The 19,760-nt window shown below is 65.2% G+C and carries 19 protein-coding genes; 8 read left to right on the forward strand and 11 right to left on the reverse strand.

The features are described 5' to 3' along the window. Positions 1-276: 276 nt before the first annotated feature. Positions 277-858: a TetR/AcrR family transcriptional regulator gene (locus tag E8F11_RS03935; RefSeq protein WP_280287501.1), complete on the reverse strand. Its 582-nt coding sequence runs from the start codon at positions 856-858 to the stop codon at positions 277-279. A gap of 113 nt (positions 859-971) precedes the next feature. On the opposite strand from E8F11_RS03935, the gene E8F11_RS03940 reads away from it, so the two are divergent. Further along, positions 972-1,409, forward strand: a complete 438-nt coding sequence (locus E8F11_RS03940; protein ID WP_280287502.1) for a hotdog fold domain-containing protein — start codon at positions 972-974, stop codon at positions 1,407-1,409. 42 nt (positions 1,410-1,451) lie between these two features. On the opposite strand, the gene sohB is transcribed toward E8F11_RS03940, so the two are convergent. Beyond that, positions 1,452-2,477: a protease SohB gene (gene sohB, locus E8F11_RS03945; RefSeq protein WP_280287503.1), complete on the reverse strand. Its 1,026-nt coding sequence runs from the start codon at positions 2,475-2,477 to the stop codon at positions 1,452-1,454. Between the two features lie 210 nt (positions 2,478-2,687). Here sohB and E8F11_RS03950 point away from each other — a divergent pair, with 210 nt between their 5' ends. The 4 genes from E8F11_RS03950 to E8F11_RS03965 all read left to right on the forward strand — a co-directional run bounded on the left by E8F11_RS03950 (position 2,688) and on the right by E8F11_RS03965 (position 5,848). Then, positions 2,688-3,398, forward strand: coding sequence for a histidine phosphatase family protein (locus tag E8F11_RS03950; RefSeq protein WP_280287504.1), 711 nt, complete (start codon positions 2,688-2,690; stop codon positions 3,396-3,398). 60 nt (positions 3,399-3,458) lie between these two features. After that, positions 3,459-3,773: an SCP2 sterol-binding domain-containing protein gene (locus E8F11_RS03955; RefSeq protein ID WP_280287505.1), complete on the forward strand. Its 315-nt coding sequence runs from the start codon at positions 3,459-3,461 to the stop codon at positions 3,771-3,773. A gap of 211 nt (positions 3,774-3,984) precedes the next feature. Further along, entirely contained in the window at positions 3,985-5,055 is a 1,071-nt protein-coding gene (locus E8F11_RS03960; RefSeq protein WP_280287507.1) for a phosphotransferase family protein, read from the forward strand. A gap of 25 nt (positions 5,056-5,080) precedes the next feature. Continuing rightward, the gene (locus E8F11_RS03965; RefSeq protein ID WP_280287508.1) at positions 5,081-5,848 is read left to right on the forward strand and encodes an SDR family oxidoreductase; all 768 of its coding nucleotides are present in this window, start codon (positions 5,081-5,083) and stop codon (positions 5,846-5,848) included. Positions 5,849-5,987: 139 nt separating this feature from the next. Here the strand turns inward: E8F11_RS03965 and E8F11_RS03970 are convergent, their stop codons facing one another. Next, entirely contained in the window at positions 5,988-6,638 is a 651-nt protein-coding gene (locus E8F11_RS03970; RefSeq protein ID WP_280287509.1) for a hypothetical protein, read from the reverse strand. A gap of 100 nt (positions 6,639-6,738) precedes the next feature. Between E8F11_RS03970 and E8F11_RS03975 the strand changes: the two genes are divergently transcribed. Next, complete coding sequence (locus tag E8F11_RS03975) at positions 6,739-7,518, forward strand: TSUP family transporter (RefSeq protein WP_280287510.1); 780 nt, start codon at positions 6,739-6,741, stop codon at positions 7,516-7,518. Here E8F11_RS03975 and nudC read toward each other — a convergent pair. From nudC to E8F11_RS04015, 8 genes are all read right to left on the reverse strand, one after another. Further along, on the reverse strand, positions 7,492-8,325 hold the full coding sequence (gene nudC / locus E8F11_RS03980) for an NAD(+) diphosphatase (protein ID WP_280287511.1): 834 nt from the start codon (positions 8,323-8,325) through the stop codon (positions 7,492-7,494). The two genes, E8F11_RS03975 and nudC, sit on opposite strands and share 27 nt — an antisense overlap. A 1-nt stretch (position 8,326) precedes the next feature. Beyond that, entirely contained in the window at positions 8,327-10,006 is a 1,680-nt protein-coding gene (locus E8F11_RS03985; RefSeq protein ID WP_280287512.1) for a ferrous iron transporter B, read from the reverse strand. A gap of 38 nt (positions 10,007-10,044) precedes the next feature. Beyond that, the gene (locus E8F11_RS03990; protein WP_280287513.1) at positions 10,045-10,857 is read right to left on the reverse strand and encodes a crotonase/enoyl-CoA hydratase family protein; all 813 of its coding nucleotides are present in this window, start codon (positions 10,855-10,857) and stop codon (positions 10,045-10,047) included. Between the two features lie 238 nt (positions 10,858-11,095). Beyond that, positions 11,096-12,457, reverse strand: a complete 1,362-nt coding sequence (locus E8F11_RS03995) for an amino acid permease (RefSeq protein WP_280287514.1) — start codon at positions 12,455-12,457, stop codon at positions 11,096-11,098. Between the two features lie 17 nt (positions 12,458-12,474). Further along, on the reverse strand, positions 12,475-14,730 hold the full coding sequence (locus E8F11_RS04000; RefSeq protein WP_280287515.1) for an arginine/lysine/ornithine decarboxylase: 2,256 nt from the start codon (positions 14,728-14,730) through the stop codon (positions 12,475-12,477). 106 nt (positions 14,731-14,836) lie between these two features. Further along, positions 14,837-15,574, reverse strand: a complete 738-nt coding sequence (dnaQ, locus tag E8F11_RS04005) for a DNA polymerase III subunit epsilon (RefSeq protein ID WP_280287516.1) — start codon at positions 15,572-15,574, stop codon at positions 14,837-14,839. Positions 15,575-15,774: 200 nt separating this feature from the next. After that, positions 15,775-16,218 (reverse strand): ribonuclease HI, encoded by a 444-nt coding sequence (gene rnhA, locus E8F11_RS04010; RefSeq protein ID WP_280287517.1) that lies wholly within the window; start codon positions 16,216-16,218, stop codon positions 15,775-15,777. After that, entirely contained in the window at positions 16,219-16,983 is a 765-nt protein-coding gene (locus E8F11_RS04015) for a methyltransferase domain-containing protein (protein ID WP_280287518.1), read from the reverse strand. It abuts the gene before it with no gap. A 61-nt stretch (positions 16,984-17,044) separates the two neighbouring features. Here E8F11_RS04015 and gloB point away from each other — a divergent pair, with 61 nt between their 5' ends. Both gloB and E8F11_RS04025 read left to right on the forward strand, forming a co-directional pair. Next, a complete protein-coding gene (gene gloB, locus E8F11_RS04020) occupies positions 17,045-17,824 on the forward strand; it encodes a hydroxyacylglutathione hydrolase (protein WP_280287519.1) in 780 nt (259 codons plus the stop codon). A gap of 98 nt (positions 17,825-17,922) precedes the next feature. Beyond that, positions 17,923-19,512 (forward strand): LysM peptidoglycan-binding domain-containing protein, encoded by a 1,590-nt coding sequence (locus E8F11_RS04025; protein ID WP_280287520.1) that lies wholly within the window; start codon positions 17,923-17,925, stop codon positions 19,510-19,512. The last annotated feature ends 248 nt before the right edge of the window (positions 19,513-19,760 follow it).

Below are 19,760 nucleotides of genomic sequence, written 5' to 3' on the forward strand. Positions count from 1 at the left end.
GATGGAGCGAGGGAACCCGACGCAGTCGGGCCGGATGCAGGGGCGAGCGTTCTTGGTTACTTCTTTGGCGTTTGAAAGAAGTGACTCGCCGGGAGGCGAAACAGGGACTCGCAGCCCACTCGATAAGCAGCTCGGCTCAGGACGCTCTAGCAACACTTAATGCAGACATAGCCAATTCATTCGCCAACCGGACCGCAGGTTCGGCCGTGAATGAAACGGGGCAGCTGCGCCGCCCTTGGCGAATGAATTCGCCCCTACAGTCGCCCGCTGCCCACCTCACGGCGCGCGAACGGCATCCCAGGCCACCTGCATGAACAGCTCGCGGCACTCCGCCAGGCTGGTGTGTGTGCGTCCGGCCAGCCAGTTGCGGGCGAAGTCCTGGGACGGGCCTATGACCACCGAGGCGAAGCAGTCCGCCGGCATGTCCCTGAAGGCCCCGGCCTGGCGATATTCCTGCAGGGCCTCGAAAATGCGCGCATGGTGATCACGATTGGCCTCGCGCAATTGTTCGCCCACCTCCCCCGCCTCCACACGCCCGCGACTGTGCAGGACGAAACGCGCCCAATCCGGATTGACCACTACCCAGTCGACATAGGCGCTGACCAGCAGCTTGACGCAGGCCTCGGCACAGGTGGCCTTGGCGAAGCCCTCCTGGAGCAATTGCGCGTACTGGCCAACCCCGGCCAGGTAGAGCGCGCCGATGATGCGTTCCTTGTTGCCGAAGTGGTGGTAGAGGCTGCCGATGCTGGCGCCGGAACGATCGCGGATCATCTCGATGGTAGTGGCATCCACGCCCACTTCGGTGAAACACGCCAGAGCGGCCTGGAGGATCTCGTCTTTACGGGAGGAACGGGCCATGGAACTCCTTGGGAAGGGTATTAGAATAATTTTCTAGAATTGTTTTCTAATGTTCGTATACTGCAGCAGCGCGCGCTCATCTTCAATCCACACTCACGAGAGAGTCGAAATCCATGAGCCAGATGTTGCAGATGTTCAAGCAGGCCGGCACGGAGCAGTTCAGCGCCATGATCGGCCAGGTCGCCCCCTACTTCGCCAGCATCGCCCCGCGCTTCGTCGAACTGCGCCCGGGCTACGCCGAGGTCACCTTCCCCAAGCGCCGCGAGGTGCTCAACCATATCGGCACCGTGCACGCCATCGCCCTGTGCAACGCCGCGGAGCTGGTCGCCGGGACCATGACCGACGCCTCCATCCCAGCCGGCGTACGCTGGATCCCCCGCGGCATGACGGTCGAATACCTGGCCAAGGCCTCGGGCGACGTGCGTGCGGTGGCGGACGGCAGCGCGCTGGATTGGTCCGCCCTGGGCGACATCAAGGTCCCGGTCACGGCCTATGTGGGGGATACCGCGGTACTGCGCGCCGAGATCACCATGTACCTGAGCAAGGCCTGAAAATGGCGAGGCCCGGTTTCTACCGGGCCTCGCATCGCTGCCTTACTGCCAGAATCGTTGCTGGCTGAGGCGGCTCCACCAGTTCAGCAGCACCCGGTCCAGCGCCACGCTGGCGGCGAGGCCGACGCGCTCCTGCAAGCTCTTGCGCGCGGCGAAGTGCAGATGGAACAGCTCCGCCTCCTTGGCCCGCTCGGCCAGGTATTCGTCACTGGTACGCAGTTCGTCCACCAGCAGCTTCTCCTGCGCCGCCATGCCCAGCCAGATTTCACCGGTGGCGACCTCCTCCATGTTCAGCTGCGGGCGGTAGCGGCCGACGAAGTTCTTGAACAGCACATGGGTGGTTTCCAGGTCTTCCTGGAACTTCTGCCGGCCCTTCTCGGTGTTCTCGCCGAATACGGTGAGGGTGCGCTTGTACTCGCCGGCGGTGAGCACTTCAAAGTCGATGTCGTGCTTCTTCAGCAGCCGATGGACGTTGGGCAGCTGCGCCACGACGCCGATGGAGCCGATGATGGAGAACGGCGCGGCGAGGATCTTGTCGCCGATGCAGGCCATCATGTAGCCGCCGCTGGCCGCCACCTTGTCCACGCAAACGGTGAGCGGCACGCCGGCATCGCGGATGCGCGCCAGCTGCGACGACGCCAGGCCGTAGCTGTGCACCATGCCGCCGCCGCTCTCGAGGCGCACGACCACTTCGTCCTTGGCCGTGGCCATGCTCAGCAGCGCGGTGACCTCATGGCGCAGGTGGTCGGTGGCCGAGGCCTTGATGTCGCCATCGAAATCCAGCACAAACACCCGTGGCTTGTGCTCGGCGGATTTCTTCGCCCGCTTTGCCGCCTTGGCCTCGACCTTGCGCGCCGCTTTCAGGTGCGCCTTGTCCAGCACCGAGTGCTCCAGGCGCTCGCGCAGGTCCTTGTAGAAATCATTGAGCTTGCGCACGTCCAGATGACCGCTCGCCACGCGCCGGTTGCGGCCGCGCAGCGTGGCGATGGCCGCCAGCACCACCAGGATGGCCACCACCAGGGTCACGGTCTTGGCCAGAAAGCCTGCGTACTCGGCAAAAAACTCCACTTGTATCCCCCTTGTCTCGCCTACGGACGCCAGCCTTCCAGCGGCGCGGATAACGAGCAAGCATAACGGCGCCACCCCCGCCCCGCCAGCGGCCGGAAAGCGCTCCATAAGCCGCGGGAATGCATTCAAACAAGCGTATGTTTTTTCGTTGACAGGCCCAAGGCTTCCTCATACCCTCGCGGAACTTTCAACCTCGCGGGACGCCAGTACGTGGGCAGTATCTACCTGATTCGGCATGGCCAGGCTTCCTTCGGCGCAGACGACTACGATGTGCTGTCACCCATCGGCATTCGCCAGGCCGAGGTACTCGGTGCGCACCTCGCACAACTGGGCCTGCGCCTGGATCGTTGCTACAGCGGCGACCTGCGCCGCCAGCAGCATACCGCCCAGGCCGCCCTTGCGCAGTTCAACGCCGCAGGCGTGGCAACGCCCGCGGTCGAGATCGATCCGGCGTTCAATGAATTCGATGCCGACGCGGTGATCCGCGCCCTTCTCCCCGACCTGCTTCCGGAAGAACCCGAAGCCCTGCACGTGCTGCGCAACGCCGCGCAGAACCGCGCGGAGTTCCAGCGGCTGTTCTCCAAGCTGGTGCTGCGCTGGGTCTCGGGCGCGCACGACAAGCCCGGCCTGCAGAGCTGGAAGGCTTTCGTCGAACAGGTGCACGGTGGCCTCGAACGGGTTCTGGCCCAGGCGGACAGCAAGCAGAACATCGCCGTGTTCACCTCCGGCGGCACCATCACCGCCCTGCTCCACCTGGTTGCCGGCATCCCGGCCGAGAGCGCCTTCGGGCTCAACTGGCAGATCGTCAACACCTCGCTCAACCGCCTGAAGTTCCGCGGAAACGAGGTGACCCTGGCTTCCTTCAACAGTCATGTGCACCTGGAACTGTTGAAGGCGCCGGAGCTCATCACCTACCGCTGAGCCCGGCCCACTGCGGCTGGAAAGGCCGCCAGAAAAAAACCCTAGAAAAAGGAAAACACCATGACCAACGTTGCTGACATCGTCAAAACCATGCAGTCCAAGTTCAATGCCGGTGCCGCCGCTGGCCTGGACCTGGTATTCCAGTTCAACATCGAAGACGGCGACAACCACTACCTGGTGGTCAAGGACGGTACCTGCGACGTACAGCAAGGCGACGCCCCGAACCCGAACGTCACCCTGATCATGGACAGCGCCACCCTGGTTGGCATCACGACCGGCGAAACCGACGGCATGCAGGCTTTCATGGCCGGCAAGCTGCGCGCCGAAGGCGACATGATGCTGGCGATGAAGCTCGGCGAACTCTTCCCGGTCTAAGCTTTTCTCACGAAAGGCCATGCACCAACAAAACCGGAGTCCCAGGACTCCGGTTTTTTTTCGCCCGATGCAGGCGGTACGGGCGAATCAGGCAGCCTGATTGTGCTGCAACACCTTTGTCTATAACGGCTCGTTCGGCTTGTGGCGCCCCCAAGGCGGCATTAGATTAGCGAATAGTCTCGGGCCCCCATCATAAACAGAAGGGATAAGCATGACGCTTACTGATCAGTCCACCCGTATCCGCGAAGGCGAAGAGCTCGACGCCGCCGTCATCGACCCATACCTCAAGGCGCATATCCCCGGCCTGGAAGGCACCCCGCGTATCAGCCAGTTCCCCGGCGGCGCCTCCAACCTGACCTACCTGCTGGAATACCCCAGCCAGGAATTCGTCCTGCGCCGGCCGCCCTTCGGCCACAAGGCCAAGTCCGCCCATGACATGGGCCGCGAATTCCGCATCCTCAACCAGCTCAACGCCGGCTTCCCCTACTGCCCCAAGGCCTACGTGCACTGCACCGACGACTCGGTGATCGGTGCCGAGTTCTATGTGATGGAACGGGTCAAGGGCGTGATCCTGCGCGCCGACCTGCCGGCTGACATGCAGCTCGACGAAGGACAGACCCGCGAACTGTGCCTGAGCTTCATCGACAAGCTGGTGGAGCTGCACAACGTCGACTACCAGGCCTGCGGCCTGGGTGACCTGGGCAAGCCGGAAGGCTACGTGCAACGCCAGATCGCCGGCTGGAGCGACCGCTACGAAAAAGCCCTGACCCCGGACGCACCGACCTGGGAACCGGTCAAGGCCTGGCTCAAGGACAAGATGCCGGCCGACCATCACAAGAGCGCCATCGTCCATAACGACTACCGCTTCGACAACGTCATCCTCGACCCGGCCAACCCGCTGCAGATCATCGGCGTGCTGGACTGGGAGCTGACCACCATCGGCGACCCGCTGATGGACCTGGGCAACACGCTGGCCTACTGGATCGAGGCCAAGGACCCGGCGCCCGTGCAGCTGATGCGCCGCCAGCCGAGCCACCTGCCGGGCATGCTGACCCGCCAGGAATTCGCCGACTACTACGCCGAACGCGCCGGCCTGCCGCGCATCGACAACCTCGATTTCTATTACACCTATGGCCTGTTCCGCCTGGCCGGCATCGTCCAGCAGATCTACTACCGCTACTTCCATGGCCAGACCCAGGACAAGCGCTTCGCCCAGTTCATCAGCATGAACAAGCTGCTGGAGCAGATGAGTCTGCAGGTCATCAACCAATCACGGCTGTAAACCGGATCACAACAAGGGGAACCCCATGTCCAAGACCAACCTGTTCGACCTCGACGGCAAGATCGCCTTCGTTTCCGGCGCCAGCCGCGGCATCGGTGAAGCCATCGCCAAGCTGCTGGCCCAGCAAGGCGCCCATGTGATCGTTTCCAGCCGCAAGATCGAAGGCTGCCAGGCCGTTGCCGACGCCATCATTGCCGACGGCGGCAAGGCCACCGCGATCGCCTGCCATATCGGCGAAATGGAACAGATCCAGAGCGTCTTCGCGCAGATCAGCGAGCAGTTCGGCCGCCTCGACATCCTGGTCAACAACGCCGCCACCAACCCGCAGTTCTGCAATGTGCTGGACACCGACCTGTCGGCCTTCCAGAAAACCGTGGACGTCAACATCCGTGGCTACTTCTTCATGTCCATCGAAGCCGGCAAGCTGATGCGCAAGAACGGTAGCGGCAGCATCATCAACGTCGCCTCCATCAACGGCGTTTCGCCGGGCGAATTCCAGGGCATCTATTCGGTGACCAAGGCCGCGGTGATCAACATGACCAAGGTCTTCGCCAAGGAATGCGCCCAGTTCGGCATCCGTTGCAACGCCCTGCTGCCGGGCCTGACCGACACCAAGTTCGCCTCCGCGCTGGTGAAGAACGACTCCATCCTCAACGTCGCCCTGCAGCGCATCCCGCTCAAGCGCGTCGCCGACCCGAGCGAGATGGCCGGCACCGTGCTCTACCTGGCCAGCGATGCCTCCAGCTACACCACCGGCGTTGCGCTGAACGTCGACGGCGGCTTCCTCTCCTGAGGATTGGCGGCCATGAAAAAGGGAGCCTGATGGCTCCCTTTTTCAATTCCCCACGAATGCCCGTAGGTTGGCGCTGAGCGAAGCCCAACATTACCAAGCACCAGTCCGCACGTCGGGCTTCGCGGAGCGCAGCCGCAACCTACCGCCAATCCTTCAACGACTCCTTGGCCACCTGGTTCAGCGGCTGGGCCAGCAGGCCGGTGGGCGACAGGCTCACGGAATAGACCGCGCCATCGGCCATGGGCAGGTAGGTCACGCGCTGCGCTTCGGGCGCGAAGAGGAAGAAATCGCGCTGGGCCAGGCGCAGCCAGCGCCAGAGGTCGACGCCATAGGGGCTCGAGGCCAATTGGGCCCGGGGATGCTGGGCCAGGGCCTGCTGTTCGATGGCCAGGAAGCGCCCCGACAGCCGCTCCAGGCGATAGCCCGGCTCCAGGCCGAGCAGTTCGCCCAGGCCCGTCCACTTGAAGAGGCGTGCATCCAGTTGCCAGAGGTCGCCATCCAGCAACAGCTCGCGCTCGTTGCCGCCTTCCAGCAGGGTGACCTGGTAGCTCTGCGGCGCCAGGGCCTTGAAGCTCAGGGTCACCAGGGGCTTGTCTTCGGGCAATGCGTCGTAGCTCCAGAGGTCCTTGGCCACCAACGCCACCAGCAGCGCCAGGGCGAGGAATGCCAGGCCACAGGTGCCGCGAAGCCAGCCAAGGAACCAGCTGCGGTCCCAGAGGATACGTCCCGCCACCACCGTGACCAGCAATGCCAGGAGGGCGGTTGCCCAGGCCAGGCCGTCATACTGCATGGAGCCCATTCCTTATGCGTGAAAATGCCGGCATTATGCGCAACTCCCCAAGCCGCAGCCACAAGCCACGCGGCAGTTGTAGACACGGACCTCGTTTTCCATGCCATTCCCCTTCGAGCTGGCGGTCGATCCCGCCACCCTGGCGATTCTCGCCGCCGTTGCCTTTCTTGCCGGATTCATCGACGCCATCGCCGGCGGCGGCGGCCTGCTGACCATCCCCGCCCTGCTCACCGCCGGCCTGCCGCCGCACCTGGTGCTGGGCACCAACAAGCTCTGCGCCACCTTCGGCTCGGCCACCGCCAGCTACACCTTCTACCGACGCAAGCTGTTCGATCCGTCGAAATGGCGCAACGCCCTGATCGCCACCGCGATCGGCGCGACCCTGGGCGCGGTGATCGCCCACTGGCTGCCGGCTGCCTGGCTCAACCAGATGCTGCCCGTGGTGGTGTTCGGCTGCGGACTCTACCTGCTGTTCGGCAAGACGCCGGACGTCGCGCACAGCCAGGATGCGACCATCCCTCGCCGCCGCCAGTGGCCCCAGGGCCTGGGCCTCGGTTTCTACGACGGCGTGGCCGGCCCCGGCACCGGCGCCTTCTGGACCGTCAGCAGCCTGCTGATGTATCCCCTGGACCTGGTGCGCGCCAGCGGCGTTGCCCGCAGCATGAACTTCGTCAGCAACGCCATGGCCCTGGCGGTGTTCATCGCTGCCGGCCAGGTGGCCTGGGCGCTGGGCCTCAGCATGGGGATCGCCCTGATGGCCGGTGCCTTCCTCGGCGCGCGCACGGCCATCCAGGGCGGCGCCAAGTTCATCCGCCCGGTGTTCATCCTGGTGGTCTTGGCGCTGACCGCGCGCCTAGTGTGGCAGCACTGGATCGGCTAGGCCGCGGCGCCGCGCCACATAAAGGTCGATGAGGTAACGGGCGATGGAGCGCGACGCCGGCAACGGTGGCAGCGCGTCGATGGAGAACCACTGGGCGTCTTCGATCTCGCCCGGCTGCGGGACTATCTCGCCACTGCGGTACTCGGCGTGGAAGCCAAGCATCAGCGAATGCGGGAAAGGCCAGTTCTGACTGCCAATGTACTGGATGTTGCCGATCTCCACGCCGACCTCTTCCCGCACCTCGCGCGCCACGCAGTCCTCAACCGACTCACCCGGTTCGACGAAGCCGGCCAGGGTGCTGTAAACACCGCTGACGAAGCGCGGCGAGCGCGCCAGCAACAGCTCATCACCGCGCGTGACCAGCACTATCATGCTCGGCGACAGGCGTGGGTAATGGTGGACTTCGCAACTCGGGCAGCGCATCGCGCGCTCACCCGCCACCTGTTCCATGCGCGAGCCGCAGCTGCCGCAGAAGCGGTGCTGTTCGGCCCAGGTGCCGATCTGGCTGGCGAAGCCGAGCAGGCGGAAGATATCCGCATCGCCCTGCAGCATGACCTGGCGCAGGCCCTGCCAGAAGCAGCCGTCCACCTCGGCCGGGTGGGCCAGCTCCAGCAGGTAGATGGGGTCGCCATCGAAATGGCCGATGCCGTGCTCGCTGAGTACCGGCAGCTCCTGGCGTTTCAACCATTCCCGCGGGAAGAGCACGCCATTGCTGTCGGCGAGGAACTGCTGGCGGCAATGGGCAACCGCCCACCCCCCGGGCTGGGAGGCATCGAGCAGTCCGGACTGCCAGCGCTCGCCAGCCATCTCAGGCCGCCACCGGCAGGCCCAGGGCCCGCACGCTGTTTGCCGCCAGGTCCAGTACGTCGTCCTGGAAGCCACGGCGCATGCCGGCACCGCCTTCCAGGTAGTACTCGAGGCTGGTCAGGGCATCGGCCAGGGTTTCCAGCATCTGCTCCGAGGGCATGAGGGAAGACTCCAGCATCTGCTGCTGGATGTATTCGCCGCAGGCGCCCACGAGGAACGCGGCGCGCTCCTGGCCGAGGAACCAGAGGCCGCCGCGAACCGCCTGCAGGCTGATCGGCACATTGGCCAGGTGCGGCCTGTCGCCGTTGGATTCCAGATAGGAGGTAATGGCGCGCTTGGCCAGGGCCAGGCCTGCCTGGGCCTCGTCCAGCACCACGATGCGGGCCTCGGCCAGCTGGTGGTTGGCGAAGGATTCCGCCTCGTGCCCCGGTTCGACCAGAGGACGCGGACCACGACGCTCCCCGCTGTCTAGGCCGGCCACCATGCTTTCGACATAGAGCACGGCATCGGCCAGCTTGAGCAATTCGATGGGCTCCACCGGAGCGTCGGCGCTCCAGGCAGCGACCATGGAGAGCTGCCCCTGCAGGGCGTTGCCCGGAGAGTTCAGGCCGACCATGACCAGGGTCTTGGCCAGCTTGCCGAGCAGGGCATGCAGGCTGCCGAAGGACTCGACCGGCGCAGTGCCGCGCTCGATCAGGTCGATCATGTCCTTGACGCTGTTGAGCTCCTCGAAGATGGCCGAGGACAGCGAACGCATCACCGCCTGCCCGGGGCCGGAGAGGCGCTGGTACTCCTGCTCGAGGAGCTGGTCGGTGAAGGGCAGCGCGGTCATGCCGAAGACCTCGCAGACAGCGCGGGCACGCGGCCCCCGGCTGTCGGCCAGGGCCACCAGGTAGAGCAGCTCTTTCAGCAGGCTGCGCGGCGCTTCATAGGTCTCGTTGGCCAGCAGCAGCTTCAGTTCGCGATCCAGGCGGGAGAACAGTTGCTTGCGCGACTTGCGCGCCAGCAGCTGGCCCTCCAGCTGCGACTCGATGGCGGCGGCGCCGATCCAGCAGAGGCGGCCACGGGGCTGGCTCGCATAAATACGCTCCAGACCGCCGAGGGCGCGCTCCATCACGCGCAGTGCGCTGGGCGCCTTGTCGCCACGCAGGAAGCCGAGCAGCCCCTGCTGGTAGATCTGACGGAAGCGCCGGGCCAGGGCTGCCGGGTCGACACCCTCCTGCAGGCGGGCCGCCACGACGTCCTGGCGCGCCTGGTCCAGGCGCACGCTGAAGAAGTAGCTCTCCGGCAGAGGGGGCTGGCCGCCAGCCTGGCGCAGGTCGTTGATCGCCGGCAACAGCAGTTCGGGCATTTCCTGGCGATGCAGGTCGAGGTTTTCCAGGTAGCGGCGCAACACATACAGCGCATTGCTCAGGGCCGACAGCTGCACATCGCGCTCTTCGCCGGCACCGGTAGGAATGTCGGTGGCCTGGTCCAGCAGTTCCTGGGCCAGCAACTCGGCCCCGGTCAGCTCGATCAGGTTGAGGGTGCCGCGCACCTGGTGCATGGCTTCCACGGCCTGCTGCAGCAGGCTGCCGTTCTGTCGTTCGGCGATGAAGTGCTCGAGGCTCTGCTCGGCCTGTTCCATGGTGGCGAACAACTCGTCGCGCACCAGGCCCAATGATGTGACTCCGGTGACCATGCCTTAATGCGCCTCCCGCGCGTGGGTGCGGTACAGCATCAGTCAGCGAACTCTGGCTTCTGTTTGCTCATGTGGGCCGTCATGGCCACACGCAGGTCGGCGGATTGCAGCATGGCTGCGTTCCAGGTGGCGACGTATTCGAGGCCGTCGTCGACCCGGTGGTCGCGCATGTAGCGGATCATTTCCTTGGTGCCGCGCACGGCGATGGGCGACTTGGCGGCGATCTGGTGGGCGATGCCGAAGACGCCGTCGAGCAGGGCGTCCTGGTCGGCGTAGGTGCGGTTGACCAGGCCCAGGCGCTGCGCCTCTTCACCGTCGATGCTGCGGCCGGTGTAGGCCAGTTCGCGCATCATGCCGTCGCCGATGATGCGCGGCAGGCGCTGCAGGGTACCGACGTCGGCGGCCATGCCGATGTCGATTTCCTTGATGGAGAATTGCGCGTCGACCGTGGAGTAGCGCATGTCGCAGGCCGAGATCAGGTCGATGGCGCCGCCCAGGCAGTAACCCTGGATGGCGGCGATGACCGGCTTGCTGCAGTTGTCGACGACGTTGAAGGACTCCTGCAGTTCGAGGATCTTGCGCCGCAGGGTACGCGCGTTGCGCCCGGCGTCCGAGCCCAGTTGGGCGCCGACCGAAGCGAGCAACATCAGGTCGATGCCGGAGGAAAAATGCTTGCCGGCGCCGGACAGCACCACGACCCGCACTTCGTCGCTATCCTCGATCTCACGGAAGATCTCGACGATCTCCTTCCAGAAATCGGCATTCATCGCGTTGATCTTTTCGGGACGGTTGATCTGCACATGGGCGATCTTGTCTGCCAACTCTACGCGGAAGGCTTTGTAGTCGGGCACGGGTCGATCCTCGGCGGGCGCCATAGATGAAGGGTCATTCAGGAAGCCCGGCAACTATAACAAGCGCGAAGTAAAAGTCGATGCCGCCCACTGTGACGCAGGCCACGCCATGAAATTGCCACTTCGCCTCAAAGACCCGGCCTAAGCGCCTGGTCCGGTGCGGCGGGGCGGGACCTGTGGTGCGCTGCCCTGCGGGATGGTCTGGATGGCTCTGCGCTGGTGTTCGGCTGGAGGGCGGTCAGCCATTGGCTCTAACGGCTGCGTCCGCCTGCACCCGGTTGCGCCACTGGCGCCAGGTGTAGAGCGGAATGCCCGCCATCAGCACCAGGAAGCCCCAGAAGATGGCCTGCTCGCCGGTGCCGTAAAGCGCCCAGATGGAATAGATGAAACCCAGCACGCCGATGGATACCAGCCGGCCGCGTTCGCGGTCGGAGAAATCGCCGGGCTTTACCGCCAGTTGCTGCAGCAGGGCCGCGGTGCAGAAGGCGTAGGGCACGACACCGGTCATGGTGCCGAGCAGGATGATCACGTTGAACACATCCACCAGGTCGCCCTGACCGTCCACCAGCACCAGCGCGGTGACCAGGACCCCGGACACCAGCAGGCCGTTGGCCGGCACGTCGTACTTGTTGGTTCGCGCCAGGGATTCCGGCAGCAGGCCGTCACGGGCGGTGGCCATGGGGATCTGCCCCTGCAGCAGCACCCAACCGTTCAGCGCGCCGAGGCAGGCGATCACCGCGCCAGCCGCCACCAGGTGGTAGCCCCACTCCCCCACCAGCACCCGCGCGGCATCGGCGAAGGGCGCGGTGGAGCGCATCAGCACCTCGGGCGGCAGCACGCCTTGTACAGCAGTGATGGAGAGCATGTAGACGCCGGCCGCCACCAGGGTGCCGAACACGGTGGCACGCGGGATAGTGCGCCTGGGATTGTCGACGTGGTCCGCCGGAACAGTGGCCGACTCCAGGCCGATGAAGGACCAGAGCGTCAGGGCCGCCGTGGTGGCGATGGCCTGGGCATAGCCGACACCGCCCGGCAGTTCGCTCGGTTCGGGAATGCGCAGGTACTCGGGGTTGAAGGAGAACCAGCCAAGCACACCGACCAGCAGCAGTGGCACCAGCTTGAGCACGGTCAACAGGTTCTGCGCCAGGCCGAAGGCGCCTATGCCGCGCAGGTTGATCAGGGTGCAGAGCCAGATGGCGCCGATGGCGGTCGCCACCATCAGCACCGGGTCGCGCAGGGCCGGGATGAATACCTGCAGGTAACCCACCAGGGTCACCGAGATGGCCGCATTGCCGATCCAGGCGGCCTTCCAGTAGGTCCAGGCGCAGAGGTAGCCGGCAAAGCTGCCGAAACCGTCGCGGGTATAGGCGTAGGGGCCGCCGGCCGAGGGATTGAGCCGGGCCAGGCGGGCGAAGGTCAGGGCCAGTATCACCGCCCCGGTGCTGGAGATCAGCCAGCCGAACAGGCTCAACCCACCATAGGCGGCCAGGCTGGACGGCAACAGGAACACCCCCGAGCCGATCATGTTGCCCACCACCAGCGCGGTGCAGGTCCAGAACCCCATGCTGCCGCGCTGCTTCACCGCTTCTCCTTGCGCCATCGATATCCCCCGCTTGGCTATTCCTTGATGCAATCCACGGTATAGCAGCGCCCCGTGGGGCTGTCCTGATAGTGCAGGCCGTGCACGTCGACATCGAAGCCCGGGAAGCTCAGGTCGAAGGTGCGGGCGAACTCCAGGTAGTCGATGATCGCGCGGGTCTCCCGGGTGAAACGCTCGCCCGGCATGATCAGCGGAATGCCCGGCGGATAGGGCACCAGCATCACCGCGGCGATGCGTCCCGGCAGCAGGTCCAGGGGCACCGGCTCCACCTCGCCGCGCACCAGCTTGTCATAGGCCTCGGCCGGCTTCATGGCCAGTTCCGGCAGCTTGGTGTACATGCTCTTGAGCGCCTTCGGCGTGGCGCTGTTGCGGTAGCAGGTGTGCAACGCATCGCAGAGGTCGCGCAGGCCCATGCCGGCGTAGCGCGACCCATGGGCCGCGGCAATCGACGGCAGGGCCTGGGCCAGGGGCTGGTTGGCGTCATAGCCGCGCTTGAACTCCAGCAGTTCGGTGAGCAGCGTGCTCCATTTGCCCTTGGTGATGCCCATGGAGAAGAGCACCAGGAAGGAATAGAGGCCAGTCTTCTCCACTACCAGGCCGTGTTCCCAGAGGAACTTGCTGACCACCGCAGCGGGAATGCCCTGCTCGCCCAGCTTGCCGTCGGCGCTCAGGCCGGGAGTGATCAGGGTGACCTTGATCGGGTCGAGCAGCACATAGTCGTCCGCGACATTGCCGAAGCCGTGCCAGTCGGCATCCCCGCGCAGCAGCCAGTCCGAGGTGGCGACGGCCGCGGCGCCCTCCGCCAGCGGCGGCTGCCAGATGCTGAACCACCAGTCGTCCGCCGCCTGGTTCTTCCGCACGTTGGCCATGGCCCGGCGGAAGCGCAGCGCCTCGTCGAAGGTCTCCTGGATCAGCGAGCGCCCGGCCGGCCCTTCCATCATCGCGGAGGCCACGTCGAGGGAGGCGATGATGCCGTACTGGGGCGAGGTGGAGATGTGCATCATGAAGGCTTCGTTGAAGCGGTGCCGGTCGAGCTGGCGGGCGCCGCCATCCTGCACATGGATCATCGAGGCCTGGCTGAAGGCCGCCAGCAGCTTGTGGGTGGAGTGCGTGGTGAACACCAGGGGCGAGCGTTCCTCGCGGCGAGTGCACATGCCGTAACGCCCGGCATAGAACTCATGGAAGGCAGCGTAGGCGTACCAGGCCTCGTCGAAGTGCAGGACCTCCACCGAATCGCCCAGGGCCTGCTTGATCAACTCGGCGTTGTAGCAGAGGCCGTCGTAGGTGGAGTTGGTCACCACCGCCAGCTTGACCTTGGGCGCACGACCCTTGGCCAAGGGGCTGGCATCTATCTTGGCCTGGATCGACGCGGGGCTGAATTCGCTCAGCGGGATGGGCCCGATGATGCCCAGCTCGTTGCGCTCCGGCGTCAGGTAGAGGGGAATGGCGCCGGTCATGATGATCGAATGGACGATGGACTTGTGGCAGTTGCGGTCCACCAGCACCAGGTCGTCGCGACCGACCATGGAGTGCCAGACGATCTTGTTCGCGGTGGAGGTGCCGTTGATCACGAAGAAGGTGTGGTCGGCGCCGAAGTTCTGCGCGGCCCTGGCCTCGGCCTCCGCCAGCGGGCCGGTATGGTCCAGCAGCGAACCCAGTTCAGGCACCGACACCGACAGGTCCGAGCGCAAGGTGTTCTCCCCGAAGAACTGGTGGAACGCCTGCCCCACCGGACTCTTGCGATAGGCCACGCCGCCGCCGTGGCCCGGCGTGTGCCAGGAGTAGTTGGACTGCGCGGTGTGCTCCACCAGGGCGCGGAAGAATGGCGGCAGCAACCCTTCCAGGTAACTGCGCGCGGCCCGGGCCACCTGGCGGGCGAGGAAGGGCACCGTGTCTTCGTAGAGGTAAAGCAGCCCACGTAGCTGGTTGAGGTCGGCCATGGCCTCGGCCGGCGCGTTCTCGATGGTCACCTGCTCGCCCAGGGCGAAGATCGGCAACTGCGGCGCCCGCACCCGAGCGACCCTGATCAGCTCCACCATATCCTGCAACAGCAGCTGGTTCTCCCCGGCGCCTTCGGCGGCGACCAGGATGCAGGCGAGGCCATGGTGGGTGGAGGCGACTATGCGCCCTTCGGCGGAGCTGGCGGTGGAAAGGATGGTGAAGCCGTCCTGCTCCAGTTCGCGGGCGATGCCGCGCACCCGCTCGCCGGCAACCGTGTCGGCCTTGATATCACGATGGACGATGAGGATCGGGAACTTGAGCTCTTTATACATTGTGGCTCCCTGAGGAGACGGGCCCGGCCCACCTATGCCCTCAGGGTAGAAGCTTGATCGCGGGGGCGGTACCCCCGCAGCCACAGGCTGTACGTAAAGGTCGCAATCAGGAAGCCGGCGGCGCGTCCATCTGTACCCAGAGCGCCGGCGCGCCGGCGGACTTCTCGATGGCCGCGAGGCGCGTGGCATGGGCGGCCAGCTCTTCATCGCTGGCACGGATCACCCGGCCGCGCGGGCGCTCGGCCGCCAGGCGACGGACCGGGCTGACATGGGCGCGGCCGCTGCCGTCGTCGCCACCCTCACCGGCCAGGGACAGGTTGGTCTGGCCACCGGTCATCGCCAGGTAGACGTCGGCGAGGATCTCGGCGTCGAGCAGTGCGCCGTGCAGCTCTCGGTTGGAGTTGTCGACGTCGTAGCGCTTGCACAGGGCGTCCAGGCTGTTGCGCTGGCCCGGGTGGCGCTCGCGGGCCATCATCAGGGTGTCGAGCACCGTGCAGTAGTCGCTGACGTCACTGCGCTCGGACTGCCCCAGCAGGGCGAACTCGTTGTTGATGAAGCCAACGTCGAACGCCGCGTTGTGGATGATCAGCTCGGCGCCCTTGATGAATTCGAAGAACTCGTCGGCGACGTCCTTGAAGCGCGGCTTGCCCACCAGGTACTCGTTGGTGATACCGTGCACCGCGATGGCGCCTTCATCCACTTCGCGGTCGGGCTGCAGGTAGACATGGAAATGACGCCCGGTCAGGCGCCGGCCTTCCAGTTCGACGCAGCCGATCTCGATGATCCGGTGACCATCGGTGACCGGCATGCCGGTGGTTTCTGTATCCAGTACGACGTAACGCATGTTCTAGGCCTATGAAGAAGATTGCCGCAGCGGCGGGATTCTAGGGTCTGCATGAAAGGTCGTCGAGCGAAGGTCAGGCTAGGCAAAAATCGGTGAGGAAGCGGACTGGGCTCGCACGCGAGTTAACGAGCTGTTAATGAGCTTTCCGAACCGATTTTTAACGACGCATCACCGATGCGCAGGCACCTTTCGTGCTGAACCTAACGGGCGTTGAGCTCGCTGACACCCCTATTCGCCAGCTGGTCGGCGCGTTCGTTGCCATGATGGCCGATATGCCCGCGCACCCATTGCCAGGTCACCTTGTGGCGGTTCACCTGCTCATCGAGCATCTGCCAGAGGTCGGCGTTCTTCACCGGCTCCTTGGCGGCAGTCTTCCAGCCGCGCTTCTTCCAGTTGGGCATCCACTCGGTGATGCCTTTCATCACGTACTGCGAGTCGGTCACCAGGGTCACTTCGCAGGAGCGCTTGAGCGCGGCCAGGCCCTGGATGGCGGCCATCAGTTCCATGCGGTTGTTGGTGGTATCGCGCTCCCCACCCCAGAGCTCACGCTCGGCGCCCTTGTAGACCAGCAATGCGCCCCAGCCGCCCGGGCCGGGATTGCCCTTGCAGGCGCCGTCGGTATAGATCTCTACCAGTTCGCTCACTTAAGCCTCATGTTTTGAATCGCACCGGCTGACCTTCGCCACCGGCATGGGCACCAGCTTGCCCATCGGCTCGCGCCGGGCCTGACGCAGCGGGCGCAGGCCGACCACCAGCTTGCGCGCCACCAATAGATAGAAGCCCGCGCCGAGTCCCTGCCCGGCGGTGCCCCTGCGCTCCAACCAGGCCAGGCGAGTTTGCCAGGTGGGTGAAGCGAGCGGCGGACGATAGCACCCGAAGCGGCGTTTCTCCAGCGCGAAGCCCAGCAGGTTGAGCCAGTCGCTGACCCGCACCGGCGAAATGCAGCGCGCCTGGCCCAGGGCGTCGCCGGCGAAGTAATGGCGCACGCCCCAGGCACTCCAGGGATTGACCCCGATGATCATCAGGTGCCCGCCCGGGCGCACGCTGCGCGCGGCCTCGCGCAGCAGGCTGTGGGGCGAGAGGCAGAAATCCAGGCCGTGCTGCAGCACCACCACGTCCGCCGCGTGCTCACTGAGAGGCCAGGCGGACTCTTCACAGGCGATCTCCACGCCCGGCAAAGGCGCTCCCAGGTGCACGCTGCGCTGGATCTGCTTGGCGCCGGGCGGCAGTTCGGCACGCGGGCCGTAGTGCACCAGGTAGCCGCCGAAGTAACGCGCCAGTTCGTCCTCCAGCAGGCGCTGCTCTTCGAACAGCAGCAGGCCGCCCAACGGGCCGGCGAACCAGGAACGGGCCCCGGCGATCAGCTCCAGCCAGTCGGCATCGGCTTGGGCAAATGCTTTCTCGGTCATGGCAATCTCCTGCGTCAGAGCCCTAAGATGCTCCATTGCTCTCTGCTTGGCGACTCCCTTCATGATCAAGATCGACGCCCTCCCCGCCTTTTCCGACAACTATCTCTGGCTGCTGCAGGATGCCGAAAGCCGCTGCTGCGCAGTGGTCGACCCTGGCGACGCCGCACCGGTGCTGGCCTGGCTCGAAGCTCATCCCGGCTGGCGGCTGACCGATATCCTGGTCACCCACCACCATGCCGACCACGTCGGCGGCGTGGCCCGGTTGAAGGACGCCTGCGGCTCCCGCGTACTCGGCCCGGCCCAGGAACGCATCCCGGCCCGCGACCAGGCCCTTGGCGAAGGTGATCGGGTGCAAGTGCTGGGACTGGAGTTCCAGATATTCGAAGTGCCCGGCCATACCCTCGGCCATATCGCCTACTACCACGAGGATACCGGCCAGCCGCTGCTGTTCTGCGGCGACACCCTGTTCGCCGCCGGTTGCGGGCGGCTGTTCGAAGGCACACCGGAGCAGATGCACCGCTCCCTCAGCCGCCTGGCGGCCCTGCCAGCGGCCACCCAGGTCTACTGCACCCACGAGTACACCCTGAGCAACCTGCGCTTCGCCAAGGCGGTGGAACCGGCGAACCGGCACACAGCCGAGCGTTTCGCCAGCGTCAGCCGCCTGCGCGAGCAGGGTGACATCAGCCTGCCATCGACCATTGCCCTGGAACTGGCCACCAACCCCTTCCTGCGGGTAACTGAAACATCCGTTAAACAAATGGCCGACGAGCGGGCCGGCCGGGAAAACCCTACGCCTGCCGAGGTCTTCGCCACTCTGAGGGCCTGGAAAGACCAGTTCTGAGAGGCCGGAGGCCCGACGCGGACTGGTGAAAACTTGACCACCCCCAGGTCGGTTCCTAGAATCGCCGAACTTTTTTCGCCGGAAAAACCTCTCAGCCAATGTTGTCTTCGCCGATCCGAACCTTCGACATGGATGCATTGGCACGAGCCGCGCGAGCGCTTGTGGTGGTGTTCGCCGCCACCCTCGCCGGCTGTGCGGGCACTGGCCAGAAAGACGAAGACCAGGGCCGCGACACCGACCGCGCGCTGGACATGAGCCAGCAGGCCCAGTGGCTGGAGGAAGCCGAAACCGAGCGTGAACCCCAGGACATCTGGGAGCGCATGCGCAAGGGCTTCAAGCTGCAGGACGAAATCGGCGTCAACCCGCGTATCGAGCGCCAGCGCCTCTGGTACGTCAGCAAGCCTTCCTTCCTGGAGAGCGCCAGCGAGAATGGCAGCCTCTATATCCACTATGTGGTGGAGCGCCTGGAAGAGCGCAACATGCCCCTGGAACTGGCCCTGCTGCCGGTAGTGGAAAGCGCCTACAACCCCTTCGCCTACTCCCGCAGCCATGCCGTCGGCATCTGGCAGTTCATCCCGTCCACCGGCCGCCATTTCAACCTGCGCCAGACCAGCTGGTACGACGGCCGCCGCGACATCACCGCTTCCACCAACGCCGCACTGAACTACCTCGACCGCCTGCACGAGATGTTCAACGGCGACTGGCTGCTGGCCCTGGCCGCGTACAACGCCGGGGAAGGCACCGTCAGCCGCGCCATCGAGCGCAACCAGAAGCTAGGCCTGCCGACCGACTACTGGAACCTGCCGCTGCCGCAAGAGACCCAGGACTACGTGCCCAAGCTGCTGGCCCTGTCACAACTGGTAATGGCGCCCGAAGCCTATGGCGTGAACCTCAGCCCCATCGCCAACGAACCCTACTTCGAGGTGGTGGAGGTCAAGCAGCAGCGCCTGGACCTGTCCCGCGTCGCCCGCATGGCCGACATGGACGCCGACGAGATGTACCAGCTCAATCCGGCCTTCAAGAAGCGCATCACCATGGACGGCCCGCAGCACCTGCTGGTGCCCGCCGAGAAAGCCGAACTGCTGACCGCCAACCTCGCGCTGATGAAGCCCCAGGCACTGGTGGACTGGCAGCAATACCGCGTACGCACCGGCGACAGCCTGCACGGCATCGCCAACCGCTATCACGTGACGGTCAAGACCCTGAAGGAGATCAACGGGCTGCCCGGCAACCACCTGCGGGTCGGCCAGTCGTTGAACATTCCGGTGGAGCCGGGGCTCAAGCCCGATCAGCCGCTGTTCCAGAACGTCGCCAGCGCCAGTGCCCCGGCACCGACGCCGGTTAGTAACCACAAGGTGAAAAGTGGCGATAATCTCTGGACCATCGCCCGCCAGCACAAGGTAGACGTCCAGGACATCAAGCGCTGGAACGACCTCAAGGGCAACAGCCTGAAGGCCGGCCAGGTGCTGAAGCTGAAGGGTGGCGCCACCCAGGTCGCCAGCGCTGCCAGCGGCAAGTCGAAAGGCAAGGACCGCGAGTCGGTGACCTATTACAAGGTCAAGCGCGGCGACTCACTCTATCTGATTGCCAAGCGCTTCAATGTGGAAATGAAGCACCTGCAGCGTTGGAACCCCCGCAGCGCGGGTGACCTGAAGCCGGGCCAGACGCTGACGCTCTATCTCCCTTGAAGCCCCCCTGGCGCCGCGCCGTGAACTGACCGTAGGGTGGAAATCCGCGAATCGGATTTCCACCGCCGTCTTGGATAGAAAAAGGCTATGTCCACATTAGCTGTTGCAGTACTGAATAGAAGCCTCTAGTACAGGCCTTTCAGAACTCCGCGCCAACCTGACGCAACCCTCTCCCCCAGCCCCTCTCCCGCAAGCGGTAGAGGGGTGACTCGCGCCTGATAGGGCGCAGCAATTCTGATGCCCAGTCG

This window comes from Pseudomonas sp. BN417 (assembly GCF_029871205.1).
Lineage (GTDB): Bacteria > Pseudomonadota > Gammaproteobacteria > Pseudomonadales > Pseudomonadaceae > Metapseudomonas.

Excerpts from the sequence above, each read along its gene's own strand:
- E8F11_RS03935 (WP_280287501.1), bottom strand. The coding sequence starts at position 858 with ATGGCCCGTTCCTCCCGTAAAGACGAGATCCTCCAGGCCGCTCTGGCG.
- E8F11_RS03940 (WP_280287502.1), top strand. The coding sequence starts at position 972 with ATGAGCCAGATGTTGCAGATGTTCAAGCAGGCCGGCACGGAGCAGTTC.
- E8F11_RS03955 (WP_280287505.1), top strand. The coding sequence starts at position 3,459 with ATGACCAACGTTGCTGACATCGTCAAAACCATGCAGTCCAAGTTCAAT.
- E8F11_RS03960 (WP_280287507.1), top strand. The coding sequence starts at position 3,985 with ATGACGCTTACTGATCAGTCCACCCGTATCCGCGAAGGCGAAGAGCTC.
- E8F11_RS03965 (WP_280287508.1), top strand. The coding sequence starts at position 5,081 with ATGTCCAAGACCAACCTGTTCGACCTCGACGGCAAGATCGCCTTCGTT.
- E8F11_RS03970 (WP_280287509.1), bottom strand. The coding sequence starts at position 6,638 with ATGCAGTATGACGGCCTGGCCTGGGCAACCGCCCTCCTGGCATTGCTG.
- E8F11_RS03975 (WP_280287510.1), top strand. The coding sequence starts at position 6,739 with ATGCCATTCCCCTTCGAGCTGGCGGTCGATCCCGCCACCCTGGCGATT.
- nudC (WP_280287511.1), bottom strand. The coding sequence starts at position 8,325 with ATGGCTGGCGAGCGCTGGCAGTCCGGACTGCTCGATGCCTCCCAGCCC.
- E8F11_RS03985 (WP_280287512.1), bottom strand. The coding sequence starts at position 10,006 with ATGGTCACCGGAGTCACATCATTGGGCCTGGTGCGCGACGAGTTGTTC.
- E8F11_RS03995 (WP_280287514.1), bottom strand. The coding sequence starts at position 12,457 with ATGGCGCAAGGAGAAGCGGTGAAGCAGCGCGGCAGCATGGGGTTCTGG.
- E8F11_RS04000 (WP_280287515.1), bottom strand. The coding sequence starts at position 14,730 with ATGTATAAAGAGCTCAAGTTCCCGATCCTCATCGTCCATCGTGATATC.
- dnaQ (WP_280287516.1), bottom strand. The coding sequence starts at position 15,574 with ATGCGTTACGTCGTACTGGATACAGAAACCACCGGCATGCCGGTCACC.
- E8F11_RS04015 (WP_280287518.1), bottom strand. The coding sequence starts at position 16,983 with ATGACCGAGAAAGCATTTGCCCAAGCCGATGCCGACTGGCTGGAGCTG.
- gloB (WP_280287519.1), top strand. The coding sequence starts at position 17,045 with ATGATCAAGATCGACGCCCTCCCCGCCTTTTCCGACAACTATCTCTGG.
- E8F11_RS04025 (WP_280287520.1), top strand. The coding sequence starts at position 17,923 with ATGTTGTCTTCGCCGATCCGAACCTTCGACATGGATGCATTGGCACGA.